Annotated in this window: 20 protein-coding genes and 1 pseudogene; 11 read left to right on the top strand and 10 right to left on the bottom strand. The window is 72.4% G+C overall.

The features are described 5' to 3' along the window. Nucleotides 1-23: 23 nt before the first annotated feature. Nucleotides 24-731 (bottom strand): hypothetical protein, encoded by a 708-nt coding sequence (locus ACQPZF_RS33755; RefSeq protein WP_433263981.1) that lies wholly within the window; start codon nucleotides 729-731, stop codon nucleotides 24-26. 7 nt (nucleotides 732-738) lie between these two features. Between ACQPZF_RS33755 and ACQPZF_RS33750 the strand changes: the two genes are divergently transcribed. Further along, nucleotides 739-2,304, top strand: a complete 1,566-nt coding sequence (locus ACQPZF_RS33750; RefSeq protein ID WP_433263979.1) for a cobyric acid synthase — start codon at nucleotides 739-741, stop codon at nucleotides 2,302-2,304. A gap of 326 nt (nucleotides 2,305-2,630) precedes the next feature. Here ACQPZF_RS33750 and ACQPZF_RS33745 read toward each other — a convergent pair whose 3' ends face one another. Continuing rightward, nucleotides 2,631-3,557, bottom strand: coding sequence for a pentapeptide repeat-containing protein (locus tag ACQPZF_RS33745; protein WP_433263977.1), 927 nt, complete (start codon nucleotides 3,555-3,557; stop codon nucleotides 2,631-2,633). 65 nt (nucleotides 3,558-3,622) lie between these two features. On the opposite strand from ACQPZF_RS33745, the gene ACQPZF_RS33740 reads away from it, so the two are divergent. Beyond that, the gene (locus tag ACQPZF_RS33740; RefSeq protein WP_433263976.1) at nucleotides 3,623-5,551 is read left to right on the top strand and encodes an ATP-binding protein; all 1,929 of its coding nucleotides are present in this window, start codon (nucleotides 3,623-3,625) and stop codon (nucleotides 5,549-5,551) included. Nucleotides 5,552-5,628: 77 nt separating this feature from the next. On the opposite strand, the gene ACQPZF_RS33735 is transcribed toward ACQPZF_RS33740, so the two are convergent. Then, on the bottom strand, nucleotides 5,629-6,522 hold the full coding sequence (locus ACQPZF_RS33735; RefSeq protein ID WP_433263974.1) for an EamA family transporter: 894 nt from the start codon (nucleotides 6,520-6,522) through the stop codon (nucleotides 5,629-5,631). Between the two features lie 72 nt (nucleotides 6,523-6,594). Here ACQPZF_RS33735 and ACQPZF_RS33730 point away from each other — a divergent pair, with 72 nt between their 5' ends. Further along, complete coding sequence (locus ACQPZF_RS33730; RefSeq protein ID WP_433263972.1) at nucleotides 6,595-7,503, top strand: LysR family transcriptional regulator; 909 nt, start codon at nucleotides 6,595-6,597, stop codon at nucleotides 7,501-7,503. A gap of 225 nt (nucleotides 7,504-7,728) precedes the next feature. Here the strand turns inward: ACQPZF_RS33730 and ACQPZF_RS33725 are convergent, their stop codons facing one another. After that, nucleotides 7,729-8,400, bottom strand: coding sequence for a FadR/GntR family transcriptional regulator (locus tag ACQPZF_RS33725; protein WP_433263970.1), 672 nt, complete (start codon nucleotides 8,398-8,400; stop codon nucleotides 7,729-7,731). Between the two features lie 164 nt (nucleotides 8,401-8,564). On the opposite strand from ACQPZF_RS33725, the gene ACQPZF_RS33720 reads away from it, so the two are divergent. Both ACQPZF_RS33720 and ACQPZF_RS33715 read left to right on the top strand, forming a co-directional pair. Beyond that, a complete protein-coding gene (locus ACQPZF_RS33720) occupies nucleotides 8,565-9,740 on the top strand; it encodes a CynX/NimT family MFS transporter (RefSeq protein WP_433263968.1) in 1,176 nt (391 codons plus the stop codon). 128 nt (nucleotides 9,741-9,868) lie between these two features. After that, nucleotides 9,869-11,872 carry an eCIS core domain-containing protein gene (locus tag ACQPZF_RS33715; protein ID WP_433263966.1) on the top strand — a complete coding sequence of 668 codons (2,004 nt, stop codon included), beginning with the start codon at nucleotides 9,869-9,871 and terminating at the stop codon, nucleotides 11,870-11,872. A 15-nt stretch (nucleotides 11,873-11,887) separates the two neighbouring features. On the opposite strand, the gene ACQPZF_RS33710 is transcribed toward ACQPZF_RS33715, so the two are convergent. Next, nucleotides 11,888-13,261, bottom strand: coding sequence for a mycothione reductase (locus tag ACQPZF_RS33710; RefSeq protein WP_433274832.1), 1,374 nt, complete (start codon nucleotides 13,259-13,261; stop codon nucleotides 11,888-11,890). A gap of 184 nt (nucleotides 13,262-13,445) precedes the next feature. Further along, the gene (locus tag ACQPZF_RS33705) at nucleotides 13,446-13,973 is read right to left on the bottom strand and encodes a YbhB/YbcL family Raf kinase inhibitor-like protein (RefSeq protein WP_433263964.1); all 528 of its coding nucleotides are present in this window, start codon (nucleotides 13,971-13,973) and stop codon (nucleotides 13,446-13,448) included. A gap of 163 nt (nucleotides 13,974-14,136) precedes the next feature. On the opposite strand from ACQPZF_RS33705, the gene ACQPZF_RS33700 reads away from it, so the two are divergent. Together ACQPZF_RS33700 and ACQPZF_RS33695 are read left to right on the top strand one after the other, a co-directional pair. Then, on the top strand, nucleotides 14,137-14,952 hold the full coding sequence (locus tag ACQPZF_RS33700) for a polysaccharide deacetylase family protein (RefSeq protein WP_433263962.1): 816 nt from the start codon (nucleotides 14,137-14,139) through the stop codon (nucleotides 14,950-14,952). 83 nt (nucleotides 14,953-15,035) lie between these two features. Then, entirely contained in the window at nucleotides 15,036-16,682 is a 1,647-nt protein-coding gene (locus tag ACQPZF_RS33695; RefSeq protein WP_433263960.1) for a PstS family phosphate ABC transporter substrate-binding protein, read from the top strand. 70 nt (nucleotides 16,683-16,752) lie between these two features. On the opposite strand, the gene lon is transcribed toward ACQPZF_RS33695, so the two are convergent. Further along, on the bottom strand, nucleotides 16,753-19,101 hold the full coding sequence (gene lon, locus ACQPZF_RS33690; RefSeq protein ID WP_433263958.1) for an endopeptidase La: 2,349 nt from the start codon (nucleotides 19,099-19,101) through the stop codon (nucleotides 16,753-16,755). Nucleotides 19,102-19,196: 95 nt separating this feature from the next. Between lon and ACQPZF_RS33685 the strand changes: the two are divergent. From ACQPZF_RS33685 to ACQPZF_RS33675, 3 genes and pseudogenes are all read left to right on the top strand, one after another. Beyond that, nucleotides 19,197-20,003 (top strand): annotated as a pseudogene (locus ACQPZF_RS33685) (AfsR/SARP family transcriptional regulator); the annotation flags it as partial. A 343-nt stretch (nucleotides 20,004-20,346) separates the two neighbouring features. Further along, nucleotides 20,347-20,580 carry a tetratricopeptide repeat protein gene (locus ACQPZF_RS33680; RefSeq protein WP_433263956.1) on the top strand — a complete coding sequence of 78 codons (234 nt, stop codon included), beginning with the start codon at nucleotides 20,347-20,349 and terminating at the stop codon, nucleotides 20,578-20,580. A gap of 128 nt (nucleotides 20,581-20,708) precedes the next feature. After that, nucleotides 20,709-21,509, top strand: a complete 801-nt coding sequence (locus ACQPZF_RS33675) for an SAM-dependent methyltransferase (protein WP_433263954.1) — start codon at nucleotides 20,709-20,711, stop codon at nucleotides 21,507-21,509. Nucleotides 21,510-21,637: 128 nt separating this feature from the next. Here the strand turns inward: ACQPZF_RS33675 and ACQPZF_RS33670 are convergent, their stop codons facing one another. Continuing rightward, nucleotides 21,638-23,578 (bottom strand): patatin, encoded by a 1,941-nt coding sequence (locus ACQPZF_RS33670; protein ID WP_433263952.1) that lies wholly within the window; start codon nucleotides 23,576-23,578, stop codon nucleotides 21,638-21,640. Nucleotides 23,579-23,643: 65 nt separating this feature from the next. Then, the gene (locus ACQPZF_RS33665; RefSeq protein WP_433263950.1) at nucleotides 23,644-24,300 is read right to left on the bottom strand and encodes a CatB-related O-acetyltransferase; all 657 of its coding nucleotides are present in this window, start codon (nucleotides 24,298-24,300) and stop codon (nucleotides 23,644-23,646) included. A gap of 74 nt (nucleotides 24,301-24,374) precedes the next feature. Here ACQPZF_RS33665 and ACQPZF_RS33660 point away from each other — a divergent pair, with 74 nt between their 5' ends. Then, nucleotides 24,375-24,971 carry a TetR/AcrR family transcriptional regulator gene (locus tag ACQPZF_RS33660; RefSeq protein ID WP_433263948.1) on the top strand — a complete coding sequence of 199 codons (597 nt, stop codon included), beginning with the start codon at nucleotides 24,375-24,377 and terminating at the stop codon, nucleotides 24,969-24,971. A gap of 10 nt (nucleotides 24,972-24,981) precedes the next feature. On the opposite strand, the gene ACQPZF_RS33655 is transcribed toward ACQPZF_RS33660, so the two are convergent. Then, entirely contained in the window at nucleotides 24,982-25,914 is a 933-nt protein-coding gene (locus ACQPZF_RS33655) for an alpha/beta hydrolase (RefSeq protein ID WP_433263946.1), read from the bottom strand. Nucleotides 25,915-25,923 lie beyond the last annotated feature (9 nt).

Raw genomic sequence — 25,923 nt, 5'->3', positions numbered from 1 at the left:
CCGTCTGCTGAGCGCGGAGTTCCTCACCGTTTGCCGAGCGCGGCGATCAGCTCCGCCAGCGGCGCGGCCACGTCCTCCGGCGCGGACGCGGCGGCCAGGTGGTGGCTGGCCAGCTCGCGGACCGGCCAGCCCAGGTCACGGGCCTGCGCGCAGGCCGCGGTGTAGGCCTCGCTCAGCCGCAGGTACCCGCACGGCCCGCGCCACGCCACGGTCGGGCGGGGCTCCTTGAGGAACGCCAGCGGCACCTCGGGGGCCTCGCCCACGATCTCCTCCAGCAGCCGCACGTCCGGCACCATCGCGGACAGGGCCTCCGGCGCGAACCACCGGTCCCAGCGCGGCATCAGGCCGGCCCGCGCGATGGACTTGAGGTGCGCCATGCGCTCGGGGGGCGCGTCCTCCCGCCAGCTCCGGCCGGGGGTGGGCAGCTCGGCGTCCAGGAACACCAGGCCGGTGACCGGTGTCTCCAGGGCGTCGGCGAACGCGGGCAGCAGCGGGCCCGCGCCGCTGTGCCCGACGAGCACCAGCTCGCCCTCTACCGGCGAGTCCTCCACCGCGTCGGCGAACACCCCGATCAGCCGCTGGTGCACGGGGGCCGCGTTCACGGTCACCCGCAGGTCCAGCAGCAGCACCGGGTGGCCCAGCGCGGTGAGCGCGCCGGCGAGCGGCCGGAGGCTCGCCGGACCCAGGTAGGGGCTGTGCACCAGGACGGTGGTGGCGGGCGCGGAGACCATGACGTGGATGATGTCAGCCGGGACCGACAACGAGGGGGTTTTGCGGACGGTGAGCGGTGCGCTGTTGATCGCCGGGACGACCTCGGACGCGGGCAAGAGCGTCCTGGTGGCCGGTTTGTGCCGGTGGCTGGCCCGCGAGGGCGTCCGGGTGGCCCCGTTCAAGGCCCAGAACATGTCGAACAACTCGGTCGTCGCGCGGGACGGCGGCGAGATCGGCCGCGCCCAGGCCCTCCAGGCGGCGGCGTGCGGGCTGGAGCCGAGCGTGCGGTTCAACCCCGTGCTGCTCAAGCCCGGCGGCGACCGCAGCTCGCAGGTGGTGGTGCTGGGCAAGGCGGTGGGCGAGGTGTCCGCGTTGTCGTACCGGGAGCGCAAGGCCGGGCTGATGACCACCGTGCTGTCCACTTTGGATGGTCTGCGGGCCGACTACGAGGCCGTGGTCTGCGAGGGCGCGGGCTCGCCGGCCGAGATCAACCTGCGCGCGGACGACATCGCGAACATGGGGTTGGCACGGGCCGCGAACCTCCCGGTCCTGGTGGTCGGCGACATCGACCGGGGTGGCGTCTTCGCGCACCTCTTCGGCACCCTCGCCCTGCTCGACCCGGCCGACCAGGCGCTGGTCGCCGGGTTCGTGGTGAACAAGTTCCGGGGCGACCCGGCGCTGCTCGAACCCGGCTTGGGCCAACTTCGCGCCCTGACCGGACGCCCGGTGCTCGGCGTGCTGCCGTGGCGGGAGGAGCTGTGGCTGGACGCCGAGGACTCCCTGTCCTACGCGGCGGACGGCGTGCTCGGCCGCCCCTCGCCGCCGCACGGCGACCAGTGGCTGCGGGTGGCGGTGGTCCGGCTGCCGCGCATCTCCAACGCCACCGACGTGGAGGCGCTGGCGTGCGAGCCGGGGGTGTCGGTCCGGTTCGTCACCGAGCCGTCCCGCCTGGCCGACGCCGACCTGGTGATCGTGCCGGGCTCGAAGGCCACCGTGGAAGACCTGAAGTGGTTGCGCGCCAACGGTCTGGCCGATGCCATCGTCCGCCACGACGGCCCGGTGCTGGGCATCTGCGGTGGTTTCCAGATGCTCGGCCGCACCATCGAGGACGCGGTCGAGTCGAAGGCGGGCGCCGTCGACGGACTGGGCGTGCTGGACGTCGACATCCGGTTCGCGCCCGACAAGACGCTGAGCCGGCCGCACGGCGAGGCGTTCGGCGAGCCGGTGCACGGCTACGAGATCCACCACGGGCGGGTCACCCGCAACCCGCACCCCGGCCTGGTCACCCTGCCCGACGGCACGCCGGAGGGCGCGCTGAGCGGGCGCGTCGCCGGCACGCACTGGCACGGCCTGCTGGAGAACGACGCGTTCCGCCGCGGGTTCCTGCGCTGGGCCGCCGGCCACGCGGGCCGGGAAGGATTCACCCCCGCGCCGGACACGGACTTCGCCGGGCGGCGGGCCGCGCAGCTCGACCTGCTCGGCGACCTGGTCGCCGACCACCTCGACCTCGACGCGGTGCGGGCGCTGCTGGCCCGGGGCGCCCCTCCCGGTCTTCCGGTCGTCCCGCCCGCGGGCGCGCCGCCGATCACCTGACTGCGTCGAGCGGGTGCGCGCGACCCCCAAGTCGCGCGGAGCCACCGGCTCGGTCCTCAGTCACGGATCAACACCACCGGGGACGCGGCCAGCGTCCGTCAACCGCCAAGTCGGGGTAACCACTCGCCGACGCCGGGCCCGGTGGCCGCGAACGCGGCCGTTCGGAAACGGGAGAACTCGGAAGTCCGTTCAGGGACGCTCGACACCTGAGGACACGTGGGGCAGCACGCGCATGAACCGCACGGCACACCTCCACGCATGAGTAGTCACCAGAAAAGTACCGCCGATCGCCTTGGGGATACGTACCCCGTTCGGGCGACGCATGGTCACGATTCGTGCACGAGGACCGCCCAGCCTTCCTCGGCCGGCCGCTCGGTCCACCCGTCCGGCCACTTGCGCCGCACGTCGCCGACCTTCGTGCGGGCTCCGGCGAGCGACGCGGGCGTGCGCACCCCGAAGTCCGTCTCACCGGCGAACCGGGCGCCGCGGAACACCGCGTCGCCGAAGCCGACCCGCCGGAAGTCCGCCAGACCGCGGAACTGCGCCTCCCGGAAATCCGCCTGCCCGGTGAACTCGGTGCCCCGGAACGTGGCCGGCCCGACGAACGTGGTGCCCACGAACGACGCCTGCCGCACCCGCGCGTGCGTCAGCGTCAGCTTCACCAGGGTCGCGTGCGACAGGTCCAGCTCGATGTCGGACCAGAACACCTCGGGCCGGTCCGGCCGCAGGTGCCCGGCCAGCAGCCCGAGCGCGGTCTGCCGCACCTCCTGCTCCTGGAACCGGACGGCGTCCCGCGGCACCGCGTGGGCGCGGACCTCCGGCGGTGGCGTGAACGGCATCCGCAGGTACGCGCACAGCAGGTTGACGATGGTCTGCCGGTGGGCGGGGTTGCCCTGCGCCAGCCGCTCCAGCGCGTACAGCCCGGCCAGCCGGACCGGGGCCTTGTCGCTGCCCAACTGGTCGGCCGCCTTGCCGTACAGCTCGGTGACGCGGCGCTCGGTGGCGTCGTGGTCCTTCTGCACCAGGTCCAGCTCGGTGTACCGCTGCTTGCGCGCGGTCAGCAGCAGCGCCGCCGCCCCGCCCGCGCCCAGCACGATGCTCGACGCCGTCCGGATCACGTCCAGCCGCACCCCGTCCCGCGGCTCACCGGAGCCGAGTGTGACCAGCAGCAGCGCGATCGACCCGGCGGCGAGGACCAGCAGCCCGATGCCCCAGCCCACGATCGTCCTGGCCGACAGCACCCGGTGTTCCACGGTTCCCAAGCTCAACGGAACCGCGCGGACCCGTCAATCACCGGTACGTGCGGTAGAAAAGTGTGGTGGTCGAACAGCGCAACGACATGAGCGGCACGGTGTCGGGCGCGCTGATCCAAGCCCGGGACGTGGCCTTCGGCCCGCCGGCGCCGGTGGCGCTGTCCGGTCTCCCGCCGGTGGACGTCTTCACCGGCCGCGCCGAGGCCCTGGCGACCCTCGCCGAGGCGTTGCGCCCCGCGGACGACACCGCGCCGGTCGTGCTGTCCGCGGTCGCCGGGCTGGCCGGCGTCGGGAAGACCACGCTGGCCGTACGGGCGGCGCACGACGCCGTGGCGGCGGGCTGGTTCCCCGGCGGCGTCCTGTTCATCGACCTCCAGGGCTACGACCCGCACCACCGGGTGACCCCGGACGCGGCGCTGTCGACGTTCCTGCGCGCGCTCGGCCTGCCCGCCGAGCACCTGCCGGCGGACCGGGCGGGCCGCGAAGCGCTGTACCGCTCGGTGCTGGCCGGCCGCGAACCGCTGCTGGTGGTGCTGGACAACGCCTCGACCGCGGACCAGGTCCGCCCACTGCTGCCGAACTCGCCGAAGCACCGCATCCTGGTCACCAGCCGCCACACGCTGGCCGACCTGATCGGCGCGCGGCTGCTCGACCTCAACGTCCTCGACGACGCCGAGGCGGTGGCCCTGGTCGACGCGGCGGTCCGCGCCGCGCACCCCGACGACGACCGGGTGACCCCGGAGACCGCCGCCGAGCTGGTGCGCCTGTGCGGACGGCTGCCGCTGGCGCTGAGCATCGTGGCGGCGATCCTCGCCGCCGACCCGGAACAGCCGATCAGCGAGCTGGTGGACGCCCTGCGCAACGCCTCCACCCGGCTCGGCGAACTGGCCTACGGCGACAGCGCGGGCGTGCACGCGGCCTTCGAGCTGTCCTACCACCGCCTGAACCCGGCCGAGGCGAGGCTGTTCCGCCTGCTCTCGCTCAACCCGGGCCGCCAGATCGGCGTCCTGGCCGCCGCCGCGCTGGCCGACCTGCCCGAACGCGACACCGCGAAGCTCCTGGCGAACCTGCGCCGGGCCCACATGGTCGAACCGGGCGAGCCGCGGGGCTGGTTCCGCTGCCACGACCTCCTACGGCTCTACGCGGAGGAGCAGACGCACGGCGAACCCGACCGGGACGCCGCCCTGGTGCGCCTCCTGGACCACTACGTCGTCACCACGGAGGAGATCGACGCCCGGCGCTCCCCGACGAAGCTGGTCGACCGCGAGGCGCTGGCGTTGTTCGACATCGAGCACCCGACGCTGGTCGAGGTCGTCCTGCTGGCCGAGCGGACGGGTCACCTGGGCCATGCGGTGCGGCTCGTGCTGGCGATGACCGGATTCCTGTTCTACCGGCGCCACTGGGACGACTGCGCCGTGCTGTTCCCGTTGGCGCTGGACGTGGCACGACGCCTGGACGACCGGCCCGCCGAAGCCAGGGCGCTGCGGAGGCTCGGCAAGCTGGCCCGAGAACAACGCCGCCACGACGAAGCCCGCGAGCACTACTCGGCGTACCTGACGGTCAGCCGCGAACTGGACGACCGGCCGCGCATCGCGCAGGCGTTGCACAACCTGGGCTCGATCGCCCGCCTGACCCGCGACATCGGCGTGGCCGAAGCGCACTACGACGAGGCGCTGATCCGGTACCGCGAACTGGGCGACTGGCGCGGCGAGACCGACATCCTCTTCAACCTGGGCACCGTCGCCCGGCACAAGCGCCGGTTCCGCGACGCGCACCGACACTACGACGAGGCGATGGCGCTGGCCGTGGCCAACGGCGACGTGCTCCGCGAGGCGCGGATCTGCCTGTTCCTGGGCATCCTGGCCACCCGGGAACGGGAATTCGACACGGCCCGGCACTGGTGGGGCCTCGCGGTGGAGCGGTACGAGGGCCTGGGCAACGGCGACATGGTCCGCAACGTCCGCAAACGCTTGGCAGGCATCCGCCGCCGCTGAGAAACCGGCAACCGCCGCTGAGGGACCGGCAACCGCCGCTGAGGGACCGGCAACCGCCGCTGAGGAACCGGCAACCGCTAGGGGACCGGCACCGGGTCCGCATCGGGCGCACGTCGGGCCGGCACCCGCAGGGTCGCCGCCGCCATGCCCGCGATCACCAGCGCCGCCGCCACCAGCCGCGTCGGGCTGATCGCCTCGTCCAGGAGCAGCCACCCGGAGAACATCCCCGCCACCGGCACCAGCAGCGCGAACGGGACCACCGTGCTCGCGTCGTGCTCCCGCAGCAGGAAGCTCCACACGCTGAACCCGAACAGCGTCGACACCCAGGCGATGAACAGCAGCGCCCCGACCCCGGTCCAGCTCAGGTTCCCCAGCGCGGCCAGCGCGGCGGACGGCCCCTCGAAGACCATCGAGAGCCCGAGCAGCGGCAGCACGGCCACCGCGCAGACCCACACGTTGAAGGCGATCGGGTCCGGCGGCCGGGCGTACCGGGTGGCCACATTGGACAGTCCCCAGGCCACCGCGCCGAGGACCACCAGCAGCAGTGCCGAGAGCGGGCTGGTCACCCCGTAGTCCACCGCGATCAGCACGATCCCGGCCGCCGCGACCGCCATGCCCAGGAGCTGCACCGGCCGGGGGCGTTCCCGCAGCAGCGCGGCGGCGAAGACCACCGTGAAGAAGACCTGGCTCTGCAACACCAGCGACGACAGCCCGGCGGGCATCCCGGCGCCCATCCCGACGAACAGCAGCCCGAACTTCGCCACGCCCAACGCGAACGCGACGGCCACCACCCACTTCCACGCCACCCGCGGCGAGCCGACGAACCACAGCGCCGGCACCGCGGCGGCGAGGAACCGCAGCGAGGAGAACAACAGCGGCGGGAACTCTTCCAGCCCCACCTTGATGACGACGAAGTTGACTCCCCAGATGGTCGTGGTGAGCACCGCCAAGGCGACGTGACGAGGTTTCACACGCCGAGTCTCGACGGCCATATGGTTTAGCACTAGCGACGAATCATGAACTGCAAGGTTTAGCATCACTACATGCTCGACCTCGGAAGGCTCCGCGCCCTGCACGCCGTCGCCCGCCACGGCTCGGTCGGCGCCGCCGCCACGGCGCTCGGCTACACCCCGTCGGCGGTGTCCCAGCAGATCGCCAAACTCGAACGCGAAACCCGCACCACGCTGCTCGAACGCCGAGGCCGGGGCATCGCGCTGACGGACGCCGCGCACCTGCTGGCCACCACCGCGGACCAGGTCCTGAAGCTGGTCGAGCAGGCCGAGGTGGCGTTGGAGGAACAACGCGGCGCGGCGGTGGGCCGACTGCGCGTCGGCGCGTTCGCCACCGCCGCGCGGGGCCTGCTCCCGTCCGCGCTGGTCGCCCTGGCGCGGGACCACCCGGCGCTGGACGTGCGGCTGGTGGAGACGGACCCGCCACAGGGGCTGGAAGCCGTGGCACGGGGCGAACTCGACATGGCCGTCACCCACGACTGGGTCAACGCGCCGCTCGCCGTGCCGGACGGGGTGTCGCGGGTGCGGCTGGGCGAGGACTTCGCGGACGTGCTGCTGCCCGCCGGGCACCCGTTGGCGACCAGGGAGGCGCTGGTGCCTGCGGACCTCGCCGAGGAGCGGTGGATCTGCCAGCCCGAGAGCACGATCTGCCACGACTGGCTGGTCAACACGTTCCGCGGCGCGGGCATGGAGCCGGACCTGGCCTACCGGATCGCCGAGTACGAGACCCAGCTCGCGCTGCTCGCCAAGGGGGTCGGTGTCGCGCTGCTGCCCAGGCTCGGCCGGGGCGCCATCCCGGACACCGTGCGGGCGGTCGCGTTCATCCCGACGCCGACGCGGCGGGTGTTCGCGGTGTGGCGCGCGCAGGCCACCCGGAGGCCCGCCGTCGGGGCCATGCTGACCGCGTTGCGCGGCTGTTGGGACGAACGTTCGACGGCCTGAGTAACGATCGGGCAACCCGCTGTTGCCACCCCCGGGGGCCCGACGGCACCGTATGCGGGATCACGTCGATCACCACCCGAAGGCCACCACCCCAGGGGACCTCCCACGGAACTTCCGCCACCGTGGGAGGTTCCCGCCCTCGACGGGGAACCCGGACGGCGGTGCGTCGCCGCGGCACGATCGTCGGGCCGATCGCGGAACACTTCGGTCCCCGATCGCCGCCGGTCAGTCCGAATGCCGCTCCAGCAGGTCCTCCAGGAACCCGCCCGCCTCGACCGCCGCCCGTGCCGGGTCGCGGTCGCGGACCGCGTCGAGCAGACCGCCGTGCGAGACGTGGTAGTCCTCGTGGTCGGTCTCCACGGTCGCCGTGATGCTGGCCCGGACCGCCTCGGTCAGGCCCTGGTACAGCTCGGCGAGCAGGGTGTTGTGCGAGCACTGCACGAGCAGCACGTGGAACGCGGCGTCCCGCTCCACCAGCCGTTCCCAGTCCTTCGCGGCGAGCGCCGCGTCCCGTTCGGAGAGCAGCGACTCCAGTCGGCGCAGCTCCTCGTCGGTGCGCTGGGTGGCGGCCAGCCGGGCGCCCTCGACCTCCAGCGTGCGGCGGACCTGGAGCACCTCGCGCAGCTCGCTGCCGCACATCCTGCGCACCGCGCCGGACAGCTCGCTGGTGGCGCGCACGAACGTGCCGTCGCCCTGACGGACTTCCAGCAGCCCGGCGTGGGACAGCGCGCGCACCGCCTCGCGCACGGTGTTGCGGCCGACTCCGAGCGCGGTGACGAGTTCCGGTTCCGGCGGGATGCGCTGGCCGACCGGCCACTCGCCGCCGGCGATCGCGTCCCTCATCTGGTCGATCACCTGGTCGACGAGCCCGGCCCGTCGGGTAGTGGCCAACGGCACAGCGTCATCCTTTCATCCGAACATCCTATGTCTGCGATAGTAATCCGGTGCCGACCCAGCAGACCGAGCCAGACCGGACACCGTCGATGCTTCACATTGCCACTGATTCCCGTGCCAATGCGACGATCGCGGTCCATCCTTCTGGTAGTCCGGCTGCTCCGGTGGTGCGGAACCGCCAAGTTGCCCTGGTCGGCAGCACCCTGTTGGCGATCGGCGTAGCGCTGGCCGCCGCCAACCTCCGCCCGGCCGTCACGAGCCTGGCGTCGGTGCTGGGCGACGTGCGCGGGTCGCTCGGCGTGTCGACGGCCTGGACCTCGGCGCTGACGGCCGTTCCGACGCTGTGCTTCGGTTTCGCGGCTTTCCTGGCCCCTTGGCTGGGGCGGCGGCTGGGCATGGCCCGCGCTGTCGCGCTGTCGCTGCTCGTCCTGACGGCCGGTCTGGTGCTGCGGATCGTCGACGGTCCCGCGGTGGTGCTGGGCGGCACGTTCGTCGCCTGCGCGGGCATCGCGGTGTGCAACGTCCTGATCCCGGTGGTGGTGAAGGACTCCTTCCCCGGCCGGGTCGGCGTGGTGACCGGGGTGTACACGGCCGTGATGGCCGCCGGCGCCGCTGCGGGCGCGGCGTTCACCCCCGGCCTGGAGTCCCTGCTCGGCTCCTGGCGGCTCGCGGTGGGCGCGTGGGCCTTCCTGTCCCTGGCGGCCCTGCTGGTGTGGCTCGCGGGTGCCCGGCACGGCGAAGTGGTCCGCGCGGAGGCTCCCCGCGTCGCCTCGAAGCGTTCCCTGGCACGGAGCCCGCTCGCGTGGGTGATCACCGTGTTCTTCGGCCTCCAGTCGCTGCTCGCCTACACCGTGATGGGGTGGCTGCCGCAGATCCTCGGCGACGCGGGCGTGGACCGGACCACGGCGGGCCTGCTGCTGGCGGTCACCATGGTGCTGGGCGTCCCGGTGAGCCTGATCGTCCCGCCCCTCGCGGCCCGCCGCGCCGGCCAGTCCGGGATGGTCCTGGGGCTGGGCCTGCTGTCCGTGGCCGGAGTGCTGGGCCTGGCGCTGGCCCCGTCCTACGCGCCCGGCCTGTGGGTGGTCCTGATCGGCGTGGGCATGGGCATGTTCCCGCTCGCCCTGGTCATGATCTCCCTGCGCACTTCGTCCACTTCGGACACTGCCCGGCTGTCCGCGATGGCGCAGAGCATCGGCTACCTGATCTCCGCCGCCGGCCCGTTCGCGTTCGGCGTGCTGCGCGGGGCCACCGGGACCTGGACGGTCTCCATGCTCGTCCTGGTGGCCCTCCTGGTGCTGCTGACCGCCCTCGGCTGGATCGCCGGCCGTCCCCGCACCATCTAGCGGGCGTTGCGTGCAAGGGCAGCCACCCTGCCCGAGGTCTGCCTCCGACGACCTGTCGCGCCGAACTCCATCCGGTTTCGAATACGCGGTGTCGCCATTCACACTCCCGTCCCCAGACGGAGGCAGCCGTGCACGAACACGACGAACCGGAGTCGCGCAAGCGGCGTCCGCGGCCCGCGGACCGGCCGCCCGAGAACGCCCGCGCCGCCGAGCAGGCACCAGCCCAGCAGGAGGTTCGGCGGTCCGCGGCGCTGTCGCCGGACGCCCTGCTGGCGTTGCAGCGCACCGTCGGCAATGCCGCCGTGGCCGGGCTGTTGGCCGGGCCCCACGCGGTGCAGCGGTCGGCCGTGCACGAGGTGTTGGGCGATGCGGGCAGGCCGTTGGACGAACCGGTCCGCGCGGAGATGGAAACCCGGTTGGGCGCGGATTTCTCCGACGTCCGCCTGCACACCGGCACGACGGCCCAACGCTCCGCAGACGAGGTCGGGGCTCGCGCGTTCACCTCGGGCAACCACGTCGTCATCGGCGACGGCGGCAGCGACAAGCACACCCTCGCCCACGAACTGGTCCACGTGATCCAGCAACGCCACGGACCCGTCGCCGGCACCGACCGCGGCGACGGCATCGGCATCAGCGACCCCGGCGACCGCTTCGAACGCGAAGCCGAAACCACCGCCACCAAGGCGTTGTCCGGTCACTCGGGACACGCCGCCGAGCACGGCCACGAGGTCGGCCCGACGCACACCGCGCAGCGGCTCGTCGCCGAGGACGACACGCCGGTGCAGCGCGTCAACGGGCACGGGCAGGGGCAGGGGCAGGGGCTGCAAAGCCCCCGGTTCAGCGGCAACCAAACGCTGATGGGTGTCTACAGCGGGGTGCCGCTCCGGGCGGGAGCCACCGGCCTGCACGTCACGATCCTCCAGCAGGCCCTCGCCGACCTGGGTTTCCTCCCGTCGGACGCCACCGGGGTCGACGGCGCGTTCGGGCAGGCGACGACCGCCGCCCTGACCGACTTTCAAACGGCGGTCGGGCTGCCGGGCAACGGCGTCCTCAACCCGATGACGATGCAGCGGCTCGACGGCTACTTCGCCGGCCACGCCCCGGAACGGCTGATCGCGGCCCACCCGAACCGCCCGCTGGAACACGGCACCCGCCCGGTCAACCCCGGCCAGCAGTACGCGCTGTCCGACGCGGTGACCACCGCCCACGCCGGCGGTGGCGGGCCGCTACCCGTGTTCCAGCAGGTCATCCCGAACCAGTACCCGTACGAGGTCCGCCTCCGCCAGGCCTACGACCTGATCATCACCGATCTCTTCCGCAAATCCGTGGAGAGCAAGCCGAACCGGACCGACGACACCCTGATGGCGCCGGCCGAGATCGACCGGGTGGCGGGTGCGGCCAAGGATGCGGTCGACGCCGTCTTCGGCCGCTATGCGCAGGGGCCCCAGCTCCAGTTCGGCCTGAACATCCTCGACCACTTCGAGGTGACCGACGCCACCGTCACACAATCGCCCCAGCTCGCGAACCAGTCGGTGGCGTCCCTGGTCCAGTACCTGTTCAGCAGCGAGGCGATGTTCCGGCGGATCAACCACGACCACGGGGCGGTGCCCGGCCGGCCCTACGAGCAAGCGCTCGCCAACGGCGTCATGAACGCCGTCGCCAACGACCGACGGGCCGAGCTGCTGGGCATCGAGTACCACTGGCCGGGGGCGGAGCAGGCAGGTCGCATCAAGCTCCAGCGGTACAAGGGGAGCAACGACGCGGCCAACCGGAACATGCTCTACACCCTGTTCGGCACGATCATCCACGAGTACCTGCACACCCTCGAACACCCGCAGCACAGGAATTTCGTCCAGCAGCGACCGGCGCAGGCCGGTGGCGTCGTGCTGACCGAGGGGGTGCCGGACTACTTCGCGAAGATGGTGTGGGACGGCCAGGACTTCTCGCCGAACCTGCGCCGGCAGATCGAGGGCGAGAACCTCTATGACCCCACCCTGCCGCCTCATCCGATCCCGCTGCCGAGTCGCTACCCGGAGTGGGTGAACGCCGGACAGGCGGTCGGGATCGTCGGCATCCGCAACGTCATGGCGGCGTTCTTCCTGGGCCGGGTCGACCTCATCCAGATGGCCTGACCGGCCCGCGCGGGATCACGACAAGGGGAGGTTGAGCAGGGCGTTCTCGATCACCTCGGGCATGGCGGGGTGGATCCAGTACTGGCCCCTGGCCATGGTCTTCGCGTCCAGGCCGAAGCTCATCGCCTGGATGACCGGCTGGATCACGCTCGACGCCTGCGGCCCGATGACGTGCGCGCCCAGGATGAGGCCGGTGGAGGGGTCCGCGAGGACCTTGGCGAAGCCGGTGGTGTCCTCCATCGCCCAGCCGTAGGCGATGGACGCGTAGGCCTGCGACGCCGCGACGTACCGCACGCCCCGTGCCACGGCCTGCTCCTCCGTCAGCCCGACCGACGCCACCTGGGGCGACGAGAACACGGCTGCCGGCACGTAGCGGTGGTCGGCGGCGATCGGCGCGTCCGGGTGCAGCAGGTTGTGCTGCACGACCCGCGCCTCGTGGTTCGCCACGTGCTTGAGCTGGTACTCCGAGCTGACGTCGCCCAGCGCGTAGATGCCCTCGACGGACGTCCGCTGGTGCTCGTCCACCGCCACCCGGCCGTCCGGGTGCAGGGCCACGCCCGTCGCGGCCAGGTCCAGCAGGTCCGAGTTCGGGGTTCGGCCGACGGCCACCAGGAGTTCGTCGGACGCCACGACCTCCGCGCCGTCCGGACCCTCCAGGTGCAGGCGCACCTCGCCGTTCACGCGTTCCGCCCGCACGGCCTTCCGGCTGAGCCTCACGTCCCACTTCCCGGCCGCCACGGACGTGAAACGGGACGCGATCTCGTGGTCCTCGTGGCGCAGGAGCAGGTTCGACCGGGCGATCACGGTCACCGCCACGCCGAAGGACGAGAACACGTGGGCGAACTCGGCGGCGACGAAGCCGCTGCCCAGGATGGTGAGGCGCTTCGGCAGCGCGTCCAGCCGCATGACGGTGTCGGACGTGTGGTAGCCGACGGTCGCCAGGTCCGCCACGTCCGGGACGATCGGGCGGGAGCCCGCCGCCAGCACGAAGCGGTCGGCGGTGATGACCTCGCCGGTGCCGGTGTCCAGGGTTTTCGGGCCGACGAACTTCGCGGTGCCCTCGTAGAGGGTGACGTTCGCGTTCTCCTCCGCCCGCCAGTGCCGGCCGCCTTCGGAGATGGGGTCGATGCGGCCGAAGACGCGGTCGCGCACGTCGGCCCAGCGGACGCCGTCCAGCGTCGCGTCCACGCCGAGGCGGGCGCCGGCGGCGGGTGCGGCGGCGAGGTCCGCGGTGTGCACGAACATCTTGGTGGGGATGCACCCGACGTTCAGGCACGTGCCGCCGAAGACGCCTTTCTCGACGAGCGCGATGTTCCAGTCGGCGAATCGCTCGTCGGCGATCGTGTTGCCGGAACCGGTGCCGATGATGACCAGGTCGAAGTGCCTCACGTCGTGCTGCAACCCGCCAGGTGAGGCGCTCATTCCCGGGTCGGAGCCCACGCGTGTGGAACTGACCGCCGGACCGCACGCGAGCCAGGACCCGGTCGAGCGTGCGGTCCGCCACGCCGACGACTTCGCGCCTCTGGAACCGTTCGTCACCGTCGTGCCGGTGTGAGCCGCCCGATCGCCCGGGTCAGCTCGCGTAGATCGGGGTCACGATGGCGCGGGCCAGGGTGTGGAACGCGAGGTTGAAGCTCACCACCGCGGGGGACACGTCCGGGGTCACGTCGAGTTTCTCCACGTCCACCGCGTGCACCACGAAGTAGTACCGGTGGGCCGGGTCGCCCTCGGGCGGGGCCGCGCCGCCGAACGAACGGGTGCCGTAGTCGTTGCGCACGTGGTACGCGTCGCCGGGCAGGGTGTCGTCCGAGGCGCCCGCGCCGGTGTCCAGGGACGTCACGGACGCCGGGATGTTGACGGCGACCCAGTGCCAGAAGCCCGACGGCGTGGGCGCGTCGGGGTCGAAGCAGGTGACCGCGAAGCTCTTCGTCCCGGCCGGGAAGCCGGACCACGCGAGCTGCGGCGACGTGTCGCCCGCCGAGTGCACCTGGGCGTCCGGCAGCGTCTCGCCGTCCCGCACGTCGGTGGACGTGACCTCGAACGACGGCACGGCCGGCAGCAGCGAGTAGGGGTCGGGAGCGGTGGGGCGCTCAAGGCTCATGGAGTCCTCCACAGGTCGATCCGGCGCGACCCGGATGACCCTATCGTCGGGTGAATTGTGTTGCAGGTTCATCACCGGGCAACCCGGATCGAGCCCGGCGCGTCTCAAAATAGGCGACGGCCCCTACATCCGGGGGAGTGAGCGTCAAGGGGGAGCCTCGGCAATGCGGAGAATCGGTGTGGCGGTCGCGGCTGCCCTGGCCATCGTCACCGTCGCGTGCGCGCCCGAGCCGGTGGCCCAGCCGCCCGCGCCGGGCGCCACCACGACCACCACGGTGACGACGACCACACCGCCCACCGCGGTGCCCGGTCCCGGCGGCACGACGGTGCCGGTGTTCCAGCACCCGTACCGGTACGGCACGGCGCAGGCCAAGGCCCCGGTCGGCCCCGACGGGCTGCTGCCGGTCGTGCGGCGGATCGAGACCGACCAGCCCTACGTGTTCATCACGATCGACGACGGCGCGGTGCGGCACCCGGCCGCGCTGGAGCTGATGCGGAACTCGAACGTCCAGCCGTCGCTGTTCCTCAACACCAAGCACGTGCAGGAGGATCCGGCGTTCTTCAAGGCGTTGCAGGACCGGGCCGGCGCGAAGGTGCACGCGCACACCGCCAACCACCCGAACCTCCAGGGCCGGCCGTACGACTTCCAGCGCCAGGAGATCTGCGGCAACGCCGACTACCTCCAGGCCCAGACGGGGCACCGGCCGACGCTGTTCCGCCCGCCGTTCGGCAACTACGACGGCACCACCCGCAAGGCCGCGACGGACTGCGGGTTCAGCGCGCTGGTCATGTGGACGGCGGCGGTCAACGACGGTGTGGTGCAGTTCCAGGCGGGCAGCAGGCTGAACCGGGGCGACATCGTGCTCATGCACTTCCGCCAGACTTTCGTGGAGGACTTCCTGGCGTTCCTGGAGCGGTGCAAGCAGGACGGCCTGACGCCGGTGCCGCTGGAGGACCACCTGTCCGTGCCGCAGCCCTGAGGTCCGCTTGCCGACACATGAAATCCGGGTGAACGTCCCGCTATGGCGGGAATGACCGCCGGGCCGCCGACCGAGAATTCGGTGTGCAGATCCTGCGGTCCGCGCTGGACTTCCTCGGCGGCCCCGGTCCGGTGGCGCTCGCGATCGCGTTGCTGTTCGCGACCCCGCTCATCGACCGGGTCCTCGTGCGGCGCAAACGGGTCCGGTTCCGCGTGCTCTACAACTCCAAGATCGGCCTGGGCCCCGAGCGGCTGCACGACGGCACCGAGTCGAACGCCCCGCAGCTCCGGGAGCTGGTGCGCGTGCTGGACCGGATGTCCATCGTCGTCATCCGGGTGCGCAACAGCGGCAACTACGACATCGACGCCGACGACTTCGACAAGCCGCTGACCTTCACGTTCGGCGACCGGGTCGTCTGGAACGCGAGGGTGTCCGAGGCCGGTTCGGAGGAGCTGCGCGCCGAGGTCCGGCGCAGCCTCCAGTTCTTCGGCGAAGAGGCCAACCCGGTGCAGGTGTCGCTGCCCACCGTGCGCGAACGGATGGCGCAGAGCATGACCCGCCTGTTCCGGACCGGGGCGGAACGGCCGCGCGCCACGGCCGAACCGGTGTGGCACGGCGTCCGGCTGGACGGGCTCACGCTGCGGCGCAAGCAGAAGTTCAAGCTGCTGGTGGTGCTGCGCGAGCCGGACGGCAACCGGACGGGTGAGATCGGCAAAGAGGTCAAGATCAGCGGCCACCTCGGCGGCGCGGGCATCCTGCACGACGAGAAGCAGGAGCGGTTCCTCACCTTGCCCCGGCTGACCGGCGGCCTGGCGGCGCTGCTGGCGGGCGTGCTGGTGCTGACCCTGGCGTGGACGCCCGAGCAGGTCGACCCGTCGGTGGCGTGCGGTTCGGGGACGCTGCGGGTCGAGGGGTCGAGCGTGTTCATGCCGACCGTGGAGCGGATCGCCGAGCAGTACATGAAGGTGTGCCCGCAGGCGCGGGTCGAGACCGATCCCAACGGCAGCATCGCGGGCGTGCGCTCGGTCGCGACAGCCGATCCGGGCACCGCCCTGGTGGCGCTGTCGGACGGCAAGCAGGAGGTCGGCGACGTGCTCGCGCAGCAGGCGGCGATCGTGGTGTACCACGTGGTCGTGCACAGCTCGGTCGGGCTGGACACGCTGACCGTCGAGCAACTGCAGGGCGTCTACGCCGGGCAGTACACCGACTGGAGCGAGCTGCGCGGCGGCGCCCCGCTGCCGATCCGGATCGTCGGCCGGGGCAGCGAGTCGGGCACCCGCGAGCTGTTCGAACGGCGGGTGCTTGGCACCACGGAGGGCGCGTTGTCCTCCAACGACTGCCGGACGAAGGACCGCGACCCGCAGGCACGGGTGATCCGGTGCGAGCGGGACAAGAACGGGGACGTGGTGCGGGAGATCGGCGCGGTGGAGGGTGCGATCGGGTACGCCGACGCGGCGTCCGTCGCGGAGGCCCGGAAGACCGACCGGCTGACCGCGTTGTCGTTGGGCGGCAAGGTGTTCGACGTGTCGGTGGGGGTGGAGGCGGGCTACCCGTTCTGGACGGTGGAGTACCTGTACACCAGGGCCGAGCCGGCGGACGGCTCCTTGCAGGCCAATTTCATCCGGTACGTGCGTGAACACGACGATGCCCGCGTCCGGATGAAGGACGCGGGCTATCTGCCGTGCCGGTCGCCCGAGGGGACGCCGTTGGAGTTGTGCAACCTGCGTTAGGACGGGGTCCGGGTCGCCGGGTCGTCCGGTCGGGGTTCAGGCCGCGCCGCCGGGCCGTTCGGTCGGGGGTTCAGGCCGCCGCTGTCACCGCCGGGGACTCCAGCGCCAGGTCCAGGACCTCGCGCACGTCGCCCACCAGGTGCACGGTCAGCGCCTCGCGCACCGACTCCGGCACGTCGTCCAGGTCGGGCTCGTTGCGCTGCGGCAGCAGCACCGTCGTGATGCCCGCGCGGTGTGCGGCGAGCAGCTTCTGCTTCACCCCGCCGATCGGCAGCACGCGGCCGGTCAGCGAGACCTCGCCGGTCATCGCCACGTCCGCGCGCACCGGCCGGCCGGACAGCAGCGACGCCAGGGCCGTCGTCATCGTGACGCCCGCCGACGGGCCGTCCTTCGGCACCGCGCCCGCCGGCACGTGGATGTGCACGCCGCGTTCCGCCAGCGCCTCCGCCCGGCTGTCGTTCGACCGCAGGTAGGACAGCGCGATCTGGGCCGACTCCTTCATCACGTCGCCGAGCTGCCCGGTGAGCGTGACGCCCGCCGACCCGGTGCCCTGCGACGCCAGCGAAGCCTCGACGAACAGCACGTCACCGCCCGCGCCCGTCACGGCCAGCCCGGTCGCCACGCCGGGCACGGAGGTCCGCTCCGCCGACTCCGGCGTGAACTTCGGCGAGCCCAGGTAGCCCCGCAGGTCGGGCACGTCCACCGACACCGGCAACGCGACCTCGTCCAGCGCCACCCGTGCCGTGACCTTGCGCAGCACCCGGGCCAGCGACCGCTCAAGCTGCCGCACGCCGGCTTCCCGCGTGTACTCGCCGGCCAGCTTCCGCAGCGAGTCCTCGGTCACCGCCACGTCGGTCGCGGTCAGCCCGGCCTTTTCGAGCTGGCGCGGCAGCAGGTGGTCGCGGGCGATGGTGACCTTCTCGTCCTCGGTGTACCCGTCGAGCTGCACCAGCTCCATGCGGTCGAGCAGAGGGCCGGGGATGGACTCCAGGACGTTGGCCGTGGCGAGGAACACCACGTCCGACAGGTCCAGCTCCACCTCCAGGTAGTGGTCCCGGAACGTGTGGTTCTGCGCCGGGTCCAGCACCTCCAGCAGCGCCGCCGTCGGGTCGCCCCGGTAGTCCGCGCCGACCTTGTCGATCTCGTCCAGCAGCACGACGGGGTTCATCGACCCGGCCTCGGCGATCGCCCGGACGATCCGGCCCGGCAGCGCGCCGACGTACGTGCGGCGGTGGCCCCGGATCTCGGCTTCGTCCCGCACACCGCCCAGCGCGACCCGGACGAACTTGCGCCCCATGGCCCGCGCGACCGACTCGCCGAGCGACGTCTTGCCGACGCCGGGCGGCCCGACCAGCGCGAGCACCGCGCCGCTGCGCCGACCGCCGACGACACCCATGCCCCGGTCGGCCCGACGCCGCCGCACCGCCAGGTACTCGGTGATCCGCTCCTTCACGTCGTCCAGCCCGGCGTGGTCGGCGTCCAGCACGGCCCGCGCGCCCGCGATGTCGTACGAGTCCTCGGTCCGCTCGTGCCACGGCAGCTCCAGCACGGTGTCCAGCCAGGTGCGGAGCCACCCCGTCTCGGGCGACTGGTCGGACGTGCGCTCCAGCTTGTCGACCTCCGCCAGCGCGGCCCTGCGCACGTGCTCGGGCAGGTCCGCGCCCTCGACCCGGGCCCGGTAGTCCTGCTCCTCGGTGGCGGGCTTGCCGTCCAGCTCGGCCAGCTCCTTGCGGATCGCGGCGAGCTGCCGGCGCAGCAGGAACTCGCGCTGCTGGCGTTCGACGCCTTCCGTGACGTCCTTGCGGATGGTCTCGGCCACGTCCAGCTCGGTCAGGTGCTCGCGGCCCCACTCCAGCAGCTTCGCCAGCCGCTCGGCGACGTCGTTGGTCTCCAGCAGCCACACCTTCTGCGCGTCGGTCAGGTACGAGGCGTACCCGGCGAGGTCGGCCAGCGCGGACGGCTCGTCCACCTGCTGCACCGAGTCGACCACCTGCCACGCGCCGCGCTGCTGGAGGATGCTGGTGACCAGCGCGCGGTACTCGCGGGCCAGCTCACGGGTGCGCTCGTCCACCGGCGACTCGTCGGCCACCGTCGCCTCGACCCACAGCGCCGCGCCGGGGCCGGTCGTGCCGGTCCCGATCCGGACCCGCTCCGTGCCGCGCACCACGGCCGCGCGCTCGCCCCCGGACAGCCGCCCGACCTGCTCGATCACGGCCAGCGTGCCGACCTTGGCGTACTTGCCGTCGAGCCGCGGCACCAGCAGCACCCGCGCCTCGCCACCGCCCGCGGAGGCGGCTTCGACGGCGGCGCGCGCCTCGGCGGTGGCGTCCGAGCCGGTGAGCCGGATCGGGACGACCATGCCGGGGAGCACGACCACGTCGTCCAGCGGCAGCACCGGCAGCGCCAACGTCTCACCCATGTCGATCCTCCAAAGTTGAGTCTGTACGGCTCAACCAACGTGAGCGTCGGATTGTTTCCGCCGGGCGTTCGCTGTGAGCGAGCGCGGCCGTTCGTGTGCAACGTCGTCCGCCAGTCCGCGGTGCCGGCCCCGGCCACGTTCCGGCCGGTGCCGGTCGAGGTAAAGCAGCTTGCCTGGGCCGCGCAGCCCGACGGCCGGGACGAACGGCTGGAGTTCGGCGTCCTAGGACCGGTGGCGATCCGGCACGAGGGGCGGGAGTTGGTGATCGGCAGCGCGCAGCAGCGGTGCGTGCTGGCGATGCTGCTGCTGGACGCCGGCCGTGTCGTGTCGCTGGAGCGCCTGGTGGACGCCTTGTGGGACACGACGCCGTGCCGCGCACAGCGCGCAACGTGGTGCAGCAGTGCGTGTCGGAGCTGCGGAAACTGCTGGCGGCGGACCCACAGGTCAGCCTGGCGCACAAACCGCCGGGCTACCTCCTGGAGGTGGCCGTCGAACGGGTTGACCTGCACCGGTTCCGGGCGCTGGTGGCGCGGGCGCGTGGTGCCGGGGACAGGGCCGCGGTGCTGCGGCGGGCGTTGGAGTTGTGGCGGGGTGAGGCGCTGGCCGACGTCGACGCGCCCGGTGCGGTCCTGGTGCGGCGGGCGTTGGCCGAGGAGCGGCTGGCGGTGCTGGAGGACTGCCTGTCCGCCGAGGTCGACTCCGGGAAGCACGCCGAGGCAGTGTCGGAGCTGAGGGTGCTGGTCGCGGCGCACCCGGTGCGGGAGCGGCTCGCGGAGCTGCTGATGCCGGCGCTGCACCGCGGCGGCCGGTCGGCCGAGGCGTTGGAGCAGTACCAGCGGGCGCGGGAACGCCTGGCCGAGGAGTTGGGCGCCGATCCCGGCCCGGCGTTGCGAGGGCTGCACCAGCGCATCCTCACCGCCGACTCCGCATGGTGTTCGGCCAGGGCGAGGGCCCTTCGGGACGGCGCGGGAACTACCGGCTCGCGCTGGAGCACGCCCGACCGGCCCTGGACCTCTTCCGCGCCCTGGACCAGCCGGTCCGGGAAGCCACGCGCTCAACCAGGCCGGCTGGTACGCGGCCCGCCTGGGCGACTACGACAGCGCCCGCGCGCACTGCCGGGCCGCCCTCGTCCTGAACCAGGACCACGACTACCCGAAGGCCAGGCGCACACCCTGGACAGCCTGGGGTACATCGACCACCACCGGCCGGCACGACGAGGCCGTCGACCACTACCGGCAGGCCCTCGTGCTCTTCCGCGCCCTCGGCGACACCCAGTACTCCGCCGACACCCTCAACAGCCTCGGCCGAGCGCACGCCGCCCTCGGCCGGGCCGAGGGCGCCCGCACCGCGTGGCGGGAGGCGCTGGAGCTGTACCGGCGACAAGGACGTGACACCGACGCCCAACGGGTGCAGCGGCAACTGGACGCGCTCACCCACGGCGACCAGCGCACCGAATCCGCGAGCTGGGCCACTTCCTGACGGGTTCCAGGTCGCGACGCCGAAGTCAGGGCAGCGGGACGAGTGCGCGCGACCGCTCAGGGGGTTGTGGACGGTCCCCTGTCACGGAACGATCGCGCTCTGTCGACGGTCGGTGAGGGGAAGCACGCATGGAACAGGCAAGTTGGATCCCGTCCTCGATCGACCTGGACCGCCCGAGCGCGGCCCGGATGTACGACTACTACCTGGGCGGCTCCCACAACTTCGCGGTGGACCGGGAGGCCGCCAGATCCGTGGAGCGGATCTACCCCGGCATGTCCGGCGCGGCGCGGGCCAACCGCTCGTTCCTGCGCCGGGCCGTCCGCTACCTGCTGGCGCAGGGCGTGGACCAGTTCCTGGACCTCGGGTCGGGCATCCCCACGGTGGGCAACGTCCACGAGATCGCCCAGCAGGTCCACCCGCGGGCCCGCGTCGTCTACGTGGACGTCGAGCCGGTCGCGGTGGCGCACAGCACGGCGCTGCTGGCGGACAACCCGCTGGCGACCGCGATCCAGGCCGACCTGCGCGACCCGGAGACCGTGCTGGGCAGCGACGAGGTCCGCGACACGCTCGACTTCACCCGGCCCATCGGCCTGCTGATGGTGGCGGTGCTGCACTTCGTCCCGGACTCCGACGACCCGGACAAGGTGGTGGCCCGGTACCGCGAAGCCCTGCCGTCCGGCGGGTACCTGGCCATCTCGCACGGCAGCCTGGAGGGCGTGCCGCAGGACGGCCTGGACAGCACGGAGCGCATCAAGGCCATCTACCACCGCACGGACAGCCCGCTGGTGCTGCGGTCGCGGGACGAGATCGCCGGATTCTTCACCGGTCTGGACGTGGTCGAGCCCGGTGTCGTGCCGCTGCCGGAGTGGCGGTCGGACTCGGCCGACGCATACATCAGCGCGTACGTGGGCGTCGGCCGCAAGCCCTGACCGGTCCGCGCTGCGGCGGGTCGTCGAGGCGCGGGACCGGCGATGTCACTCCGGTGGCGTGGGCAGGCGACGTCACTCCGGTGGCGTGGGCCGGTGACGTCGCTCCGGTGGCGTGGGTCCGGGCCACGTCACTCCGGTGGCGTCAGGCGCAGGTCCGGGTCGACCGGCGGCTCCCCGTCGAACGGTCCGGGCGCCAGGTTCCCCAGTCCGTCCAGCGTGAGCGCGATGTCGGTCGCGCACGGGTCGCCGCCGCCGGGCGGGGTGTCGAACCACTCGTGCAGGTCGGGCGGGATCGGGTAGGTCTCGGCGAGGTCCTTGTACAGGTCCGCGCGTTGCCGGGCCTGGTCCGAGAGCTGCTGGTACTCGCGCATCGCGAGCCGCATCCGGATCCAGCGGTAGCGGTCGGTGTTCACGCCGTCGTCGGTGGTGAAGCGGGTGCGCAGCAGCTCACCCGCTTCCTTGCCCCGGGCGGCGAGTTCGAGGATGGTCTCGGGGCGCATGAACAGGTTCGTGCCGCCTTCATGACCGGCCAGCCGCACGTGCGCGATCCGGCCCCGGTAGCCGGGCAGGGCGGACTGCATGGTGTCGCGCCAGTCGAGCATCGTGTCCAGGATCGCGCCCGCGAACCGGCCCACCCCCCGGAGGTCGGTCCACGGCCTGCCGGTGGTCGCCGCGTCCTGCTCGGGCAGCCACACGGGAGGCGCGTCGTCGCTCGGGAACCGACCCAGCGTCAGGCCGAACGTGGGCCAGCGGGGGAGCAGCGCGTCGAAGAAGTGGATGGGGAAGTTGCTGGTGATGCCGCCGTCGGAGAACCAGTGCAGGCGGGGCTCGGGCTCGGCGCGGCACAGCGGCACGGCCGCGATCAGGCCCGGCAGCGGCATGCTCATCCGCACCGCCAACGCCACCGGCAGGTTCTTCGGCAGCGACGCCAGCCCGCGGTCGGGGTGCACCGGGCACGCGTGCCCGGTGGCCACGCCGCCGATCGCCCGCACCACCCGTTGCGGCAGCACGTATTCCAGGCACGCCGCGCAGTACAGCCACGGCGGCGCGGGCTCGGTGAACGGCAGCCGGTAGGGCCGTCCCTCGGACAGGTCCGTCGTCATCAGCACGAGGTTCGACGTGAGGTCGGAGAACTTCAGGTCGGTCACGCCGGACAGCTCGTCGAGCCGGTCGGCGAGCCAGTCGCTCATCGGCGGCACACCCGTCGAGCGCGGCACACCGCACCGCCGGTCCCAGAAGTTCGCGGTGAACGTCCCGGTGCCCGGCACCAGTCCGAAGTGGAGTCCGGGCGCCATCCGGTCCAGGAACCTCTTGGCTCCCAACAGGTATGTCACGGCAACCGCGCTGACGAACGCGAACCCGAGCACCAGCCACCACGCGATGGCCGTGGCGAGGGACGCCAGGTCGGGGAGCCGCCACGAGGTCGCCACCAGCACGGGGAGCAGCGGAACCGCCAACAGCAACCCCGTGCCCGACCGCCGCGCCCACACCGCCGGCCCGGAGCCGCGCTCCTTCCGCCGGGGCCGCACCCGGACCAGGATCGACGGCACGGCGACCACCACGACCACGATCACCGCGACGAGCACCCACTTCGGCGCACCGCCCCACCCGACGGCGAGGAACCACGCCATCGGCCCGACCAGCCACAGCAGCAACGCCAGCCCGAGCGCGGCCTTCGCGCGGAGCCCGATGGCCCCGAGCAGCGCCAGCACCAGGCACGTCGTCGCGCTGCGCCCGGTCGTGCTGCGGGACTGCATGGAGGCCGCGACGATCCGGTACAGCTTGCGGGTGTGCACGCCGGGCTGGAAGAGCTGCGCCATCCGCCACCCCGGCGCGGCGAACCACCGGATGGTCCCGGCCAGCTTCTCGAACCCGCCGCTGTCCCGCCCCTTCTCGGCGGCGGCGGTGAACGCGGCGGCGATGGCGCCGGCCGAGGCCCCGCCCAGCGACCGGAACCGGTAGTGCCGGGCCAGTTCCACCACGGCCCAGGGGTAGATGATCCCGCTGGTCGCCCCGCCGCGCATGGTCACGTCGCAGTACCGGTTGAACTCCGCCCGCTCGTCTGCCACGGCGACCTCCCTCGTGCCGCACCATGGTCGCGCTCAGGCGGCGCGAAGGCGCTGGACCGGATGGGTCACGACGCCCTGAACCACCCGTTCGCGCGCGCGATCTCCGCGATCTCCGCCGGCGTCCCGGCCATGATCGTGCGCACGTTCGCCGACACCTGGTCGATCGGCCAGTCCCACCAGGCGGCCCGCAGCAGCAGGTCCACGTCCTCGTCGGAGTAGCGCTGCTTCACCGGACGGGCGGGGTTGCCGCCGACCACCGTGTACGGCGGCACGTCGGACGTCACCACGGCCCCGGTCGCGATGATCGCCCCGTCGCCGATGCGCACGCCGGGCATCACGAGGGTGTGGTAGCCGAACCAGACGTCGTTCCCCACGACGGTGTCACCGCGGGTCTCCATGTTCGTCAGCAGGTCCAGCGTGTCCGCCGCCCACGAGCCGCCGAAGATCGTGAACGGGAACGTCGACACGCCGGTGGTCAGGTGGTTCGCGCCGGCCATGATGAAGCGCGTCCCGGTGGCCAGGGCGCAGAACCTGCCGATGACCAGCTTCTCCTGCCCGTACCCGTAGAGCACGTTCCGCGTCTGGAACTCGGTCGCGTGCTCGGGGTCGTCGTAGTACGTGTAGTCGCCCACCTCGATGGTCGGCGAGTCCACCAACGGCTTGAGCAGCACGACCCGGTGGTGTTCGGGCAGCGGGTGGAGGACGGTCGGGTCAGGGGTCAAAGCCGGGCTCCTATCGCAACTCGTGTTGCGTTAGTCTGGCACAGGAGTCACCACTATCGCAACTGGAGTTGCATTTGACTACCAGACCCGGCGGACGCTCCGCGCGCGTCCGCGCCGCCGTGCTCGCCGCCACCTACGCCGAACTGGCCGAACGCGGCTACCTCGGCATGACGGTGGAGAACGTGGCCGACCGCGCGGGCGTCCACAAGACGACCGTCTACCGCCGATGGGCCACCATCGACATCCTCATCGCGGACGCGCTGGACAGCAGCCGTGACACCGAGTGGCCCGCGCCGGACACCGGGTCGATCGAGGGCGACCTCATCGCCGTCGCGGACGAGATCGTCACGGTCTTCGCCGACCCGGCCCGCCGGGCGGTCCCGGAAGCGGTCGTGACGGCGGCCCTGCACTCCAGCCGCGCCCGACAGTCCAAAAAGGACTTCTACGCCGCCCGCCACGCCCAGGCCGCGGTCGTCGTGGCCAGGGCGGTCCAGCGCGGCGAACTGCCCCCGGACACCGACGCCGTCGAGCTGATCCGGCTGACCTGCGCCCCGCTCTACTACCGGATCTTCATCACCGGCGAACCCGTCGACCACGCCACCGCCGAGCGGTCGGCCCGTGCGGCACTGGCCGCCGCGCGAGCCGGGCTCGTGCCGGCGCAGCACCCGTGACGGCGCCTCCCTAGATCCGGTCCAGGAACTCGTCGATCTCGGCCAGCGCCCGCTCGCGGACCGACGCCGCGGACAGGAACAGGTCGTGCATCCCGTTGTCCACCCGGACGACCGTGACGTCCCGGCCGATCTTCGGCGCCCACCGCCGCATGTGCTCCACGTCGAGCACGGTGTCCGCCGTCATCGCCTCGGGCGTCCACCTCTTGGCGTGCAGGTGACTGCGACCCGAGCGCAGCACCAGCACCGGCACGCCCACGTCCAAGCCCCGGTGCAGCCGCGCGTGCCCCCGGCGCACCGCGCGCAGCCAGCCCGCGAGCACCGGGAAGGCGTCGATCGGCTTCCACGTCGTGTCGAAGTCCCACTCGCCGTGGTGGTCGGCGTGGATGCTCTCGCCGTAGACCGGTCCGAGGCCCTTCTTCAGCACCAGTCGCGGCGCGACCCGGCCGATGCCCCGGACGAGCGCCGTGCCGACGGTGCGGGTGATCCACGGCTCGGCCAGGTCCAGCCACGGGCTGTTCAGCACCAGCGCGTCGATGACGTCGTCGGCACGCCGCTCGTGCGCCCACAGGCCGGCGATCAGGCCGCCGGTCGAGTGGCCCATCGCGACCAGCCGCCGGTGGCCGTCCTCCTCGCGGATCACCCGCGCCGCCGCGTCGATCTCCTCGAAGTGCTCGGCCAGGTCGGTCACGAAGTTCGCGGTCTGGCCGGGCTTGAGGGAACGGCCGTACGCGCGCAGGTCGATGGCGTAGAAGTCGAAGCCGCGCGCGGTGAAGTGCTCGGCGACGTGGGTCTGGAAGAAGTAGTCGGCGAAGCCGTGGACGTAGAGCACCGCACCTCTGGTCGCGGGCTGGGCGCGGCGGCGGACGAGCGTCGCGCTCACGTCCCCGCCACCCAGGGGCAGCGTCCGGGTCTCGTAGTCGGTGCCGAGCACGTCTGCGGTCATCGCGCCAGT

This window comes from Actinosynnema sp. CS-041913 (assembly GCF_050942485.1).
Lineage (GTDB): Bacteria > Actinomycetota > Actinomycetes > Mycobacteriales > Pseudonocardiaceae > Actinosynnema.
Note: the sequence above shows the minus strand (reverse complement) of the source record. Positions and strands in the feature narration are given on the sequence as shown.